Consider the following 3265-nt stretch of genomic DNA (forward strand, 5'->3'; position numbering starts at 1 on the left):
AGGGTAATTTCACGATCGCCAACTTGGATTTGCAGGATGGTTTCATTACCAGTGCGATCGACCCTCAACACCTTCGCCTTTAGCAAGAATTCAATACCATCTTGTTCCAGCAATGTTTGAACTGCGATCGCTATATCTGGATCTTGCTGTGACAGGATTTGCTCACTTTGCCCAATGACACTAACGCCAGAGCCAAAGCGCCGAAACATTTGGGCAAACTCTAAACCAATATAGCTACTACCGAGAACGATCAGGTGTTCAGGCAAATATTCTAGCTCCATAATCGACTCACTCGTTAAAAACTCAACTTCTGTGAGTCCGGAAATGGATGGAATTAACGGTCGTGTGCCTGTATTAATAAATAACCGTTCGGCGGTAAGTAAGCGATTGTTCCCCTCAGTTGTCGTCACTTCAATCGTTTTAGGAGCAACAAAGCGGGCTGTACCAATGATCAGTTCGTGACCCAAAGCAGTTTCTAAATTGTGCAAGTTCATTTCACGCATCCCTTGCACAACCGCTCGTTTTCGTTGGATCACCTCTGCTAAATTAACACTGGGTGTATTAGTTTTAACCCCATAAGCGGCACTATTTCGCACTGTGTTTGCTACATTGGCACTCGCCACCATAGTTTTAGTAGGAATGCAGGCAATATTAATGCACCCACCACCAATCATATTTAAGCTGCGTTCAACCAGAGCGGTTTTACGTCCGTCAGCGACTAACACCGGTGCAAGTGTTTTACCCGCTTTGCCGCCGCCGATAAGAATGTCGTCATAGTGTTGAGTGTCCACTTCCATATCCTGTTTGATCGGGTGAATACGATTTCTAGAAGTTGTTATGAATTTTAGAAAAACTGGCTGACTAAGAGGGTTTTAGCAATAACGTATTTGGCGAGCGTAACTCAATATGCTTGCCCTAGCTGATTTTCCAAAAAGTTCATAACACCCGTGCTTAGGATTCAACTTTTTCTACAAGCTTGCTTCATCAAGATACGGTTGTTTTTATACACCTCTAAAGTTCCAGACTGCGGGTTATCCAACGTGCCATCCCACACCCAATATTCATAAATTCCACTCCGAAACTTATACACTCGAACACCTTCTGTCGCTTGTTTAGTTCCTTTGCCCAAACTTAAATTACCGTTGGGACTGGTCGCCCGATAGAGTAGTTCACCGGAATTATAATTCTGCCAAATATTGATGTTGTAGCCACCCTGGCATTTCGTACTTAGGATGAGGCCAGCAGTAGAGTCAGCAGAAGCTCTTAAGGAAAAATTAGCTAAGATACTGATTGGCAGAGCTAGGAGTAATGCGGATATTTTCATAAGTTTTGTAAAATTAATGAGTTGGACATTACTTGATTGCTGCTACAACTTCATCTGTAGAAAGGACTGCATTGGCAATATAGCCAAAGTTGATCAATGCTGCCTTGTAGCCGTCACCCAATTCCGGATGCCGAGGGGCTGCTGTTGCATCTTTGACAACAAGAACCTCAAATCCCTGTTCGAGCAATTCGCGTAGGTGAGCTTCAACACAAAGATTTGCCAACATTCCAAGTAGAATAACTTTGCTGATCTTGCGTTTACGCAGTTGCAAAACGAGATCGTTGGTTTGCGGCCCATAGACTTTATGAGGACTGGCCACAATTGTCAAGCCATCCTCAATGAAGGGCTTATAGCGATCGAGCCAGTCAGCACCCGATCCCAGGAATCCATCGAGGCTCAACGCACCACGGCGATCAAACTCCTTAACCTCAAGCATCATTTGCTCTAGGTTTCCAGCAAATTTCCAACTATGGTCGGTGGGGTAGTAATAGTGAGGGGAGATAAAAACTTCAAATCCATTCTGCTTCGCGGCTTTGAAGATTCGCTCAATGTTTTCGATGGTCTTGTTATCCTTAACACTCTCACCCACCAAATCCCAGGAAACCCCTTTTTCGCTCAAGACATCGTTTTGCGGATCGATGACAACTACTGCGGTGTCATTCTTGTTAATGTTCATGCTTTTCCTCGTTGCTTGTTGATTTTCACCGTTCTCTTTCTTAAAAACCACCCGCGATATGCAGCGTTTTCCCAATGATTCAGAATCAGAATATCTTGGTTACTAGAGCGATCGCGGTGGGCGAATGATCTGGCAGTGGTCGCCCTGTTTCAAACTTTGACACCACTGCCTAAATGCTGTTTCAAAAACGCCAAGGTGCGATCGGTGCTAATTCTGCAACTTATTGGCGATCGGCGGAACTAAGTGCTTGATAGATTAAAGGTGCAATGATAGCGATATTTTTCACCAACTCATCGGAGAGAGAAAATCGCTGTTTTAAGTAATTAGGATCGTTGTAACTCACCCACACCTTGCCGTCAGTCGCTTCCCATGCCAATACTTTCAGGGGTAAATCCAGGGCGATCGTTGGTTCTGCCACCATGAGGGAAGTTCCGGCTTTCGGGTTGCCAAACAGCAACAACTGTGTAGGACACAAGCTTAGTCCGACTTTTTCGGCTTCAGCCTGTTGGTCGATGCGGGCAAAAATGGTGATGCCTTTTACTTCAAGGACGGCTTTTAATCGATCAATGGTTACAGGGACTGAATATTGACTGAGCTGGCTAATGATGCCGTTGTTTGCATTCATAGCAGTGGACTTCTTGTAGGATAAAAACTGGGTGATATGGTCGTTGGGCTTTTCAAAGATTGAGGTCTGACAATCCTGGATGATCGTCAGGACGACGACCTAATATCCAGTGGTATTTGCGTTCGCGTAGCGTCTCCTTTGGAGAATCGCTTTGGTGAATTGGCAGGTCGTTGATGCTGGCAATACGCCATCGCATGAATCCATGTTCGTCAAACTCCCAATTCTCATTGCCGTAAGAGCGAAACCAGTTGCCGGAACCATCATGCCATTCGTAAGCAAATCGGACAGCAATGCGGTTGTCTTGAAAAGCCCAAAGCTCTTTTATCAAACGGTAGTCTAACTCTTTAAGCCACTTACGTGTCAAGAATTGTGCGATCGCCTCACGACCAGATATAAATTCTGAACGGTTGCGCCAAATGCTATCCGACGTGTAAGCGAGTGATACTAGTTCAGGGTTACGTGTGTTCCAAGCATCCTCTGCAATTCGGACTTTTTGGATAGCGGATTCATTATCCCTGTTTTGTCACTCTCGGAAAACAATAATCTCAGGCAAATTCTGAGACTTTGATTGAATCTAGGTTTGAAGCTTTATTTTCTAACAGGAACTAAAATTTATAGACAAAAAGTGGAAGTTAAAGCC

The 3265-nt window shown here is 44.5% G+C and carries 5 protein-coding genes; all 5 read right to left on the bottom strand.

From position 1 onward, the window contains the following. Window positions 1-797, bottom strand: a 797-nt coding sequence (locus tag IQ229_RS19975) for an FAD-dependent oxidoreductase (protein ID WP_194046723.1), incomplete at its 3' end; no start/stop codon positions are given. 161 nt (window positions 798-958) lie between these two features. Further along, the gene (locus IQ229_RS19980; RefSeq protein WP_228013591.1) at window positions 959-1324 is read right to left on the bottom strand and encodes a hypothetical protein; all 366 of its coding nucleotides are present in this window, start codon (window positions 1322-1324) and stop codon (window positions 959-961) included. A gap of 28 nt (window positions 1325-1352) precedes the next feature. Then, window positions 1353-2000 carry a cysteine hydrolase family protein gene (locus IQ229_RS19985; RefSeq protein ID WP_190735407.1) on the bottom strand — a complete coding sequence of 216 codons (648 nt, stop codon included), beginning with the start codon at window positions 1998-2000 and terminating at the stop codon, window positions 1353-1355. A gap of 220 nt (window positions 2001-2220) precedes the next feature. Next, window positions 2221-2625 carry a DUF302 domain-containing protein gene (locus IQ229_RS19990; protein ID WP_194046725.1) on the bottom strand — a complete coding sequence of 135 codons (405 nt, stop codon included), beginning with the start codon at window positions 2623-2625 and terminating at the stop codon, window positions 2221-2223. 52 nt (window positions 2626-2677) lie between these two features. Continuing rightward, window positions 2678-3124: a nuclear transport factor 2 family protein gene (locus IQ229_RS19995; RefSeq protein ID WP_194046729.1), complete on the bottom strand. Its 447-nt coding sequence runs from the start codon at window positions 3122-3124 to the stop codon at window positions 2678-2680. Window positions 3125-3265 lie beyond the last annotated feature (141 nt).

This window comes from Nostoc cf. edaphicum LEGE 07299 (assembly GCF_015207245.1).
Taxonomy (GTDB): Bacteria; Cyanobacteriota; Cyanobacteriia; order Cyanobacteriales; family Nostocaceae; genus Nostoc; species Nostoc edaphicum_B.

Excerpts from the sequence above, each read along its gene's own strand:
- IQ229_RS19990 (WP_194046725.1), bottom strand. The coding sequence starts at position 2,625 with ATGAATGCAAACAACGGCATCATTAGCCAGCTCAGTCAATATTCAGTC.
- IQ229_RS19985 (WP_190735407.1), bottom strand. The coding sequence starts at position 2,000 with ATGAACATTAACAAGAATGACACCGCAGTAGTTGTCATCGATCCGCAA.
- IQ229_RS19980 (WP_228013591.1), bottom strand. The coding sequence starts at position 1,324 with ATGAAAATATCCGCATTACTCCTAGCTCTGCCAATCAGTATCTTAGCT.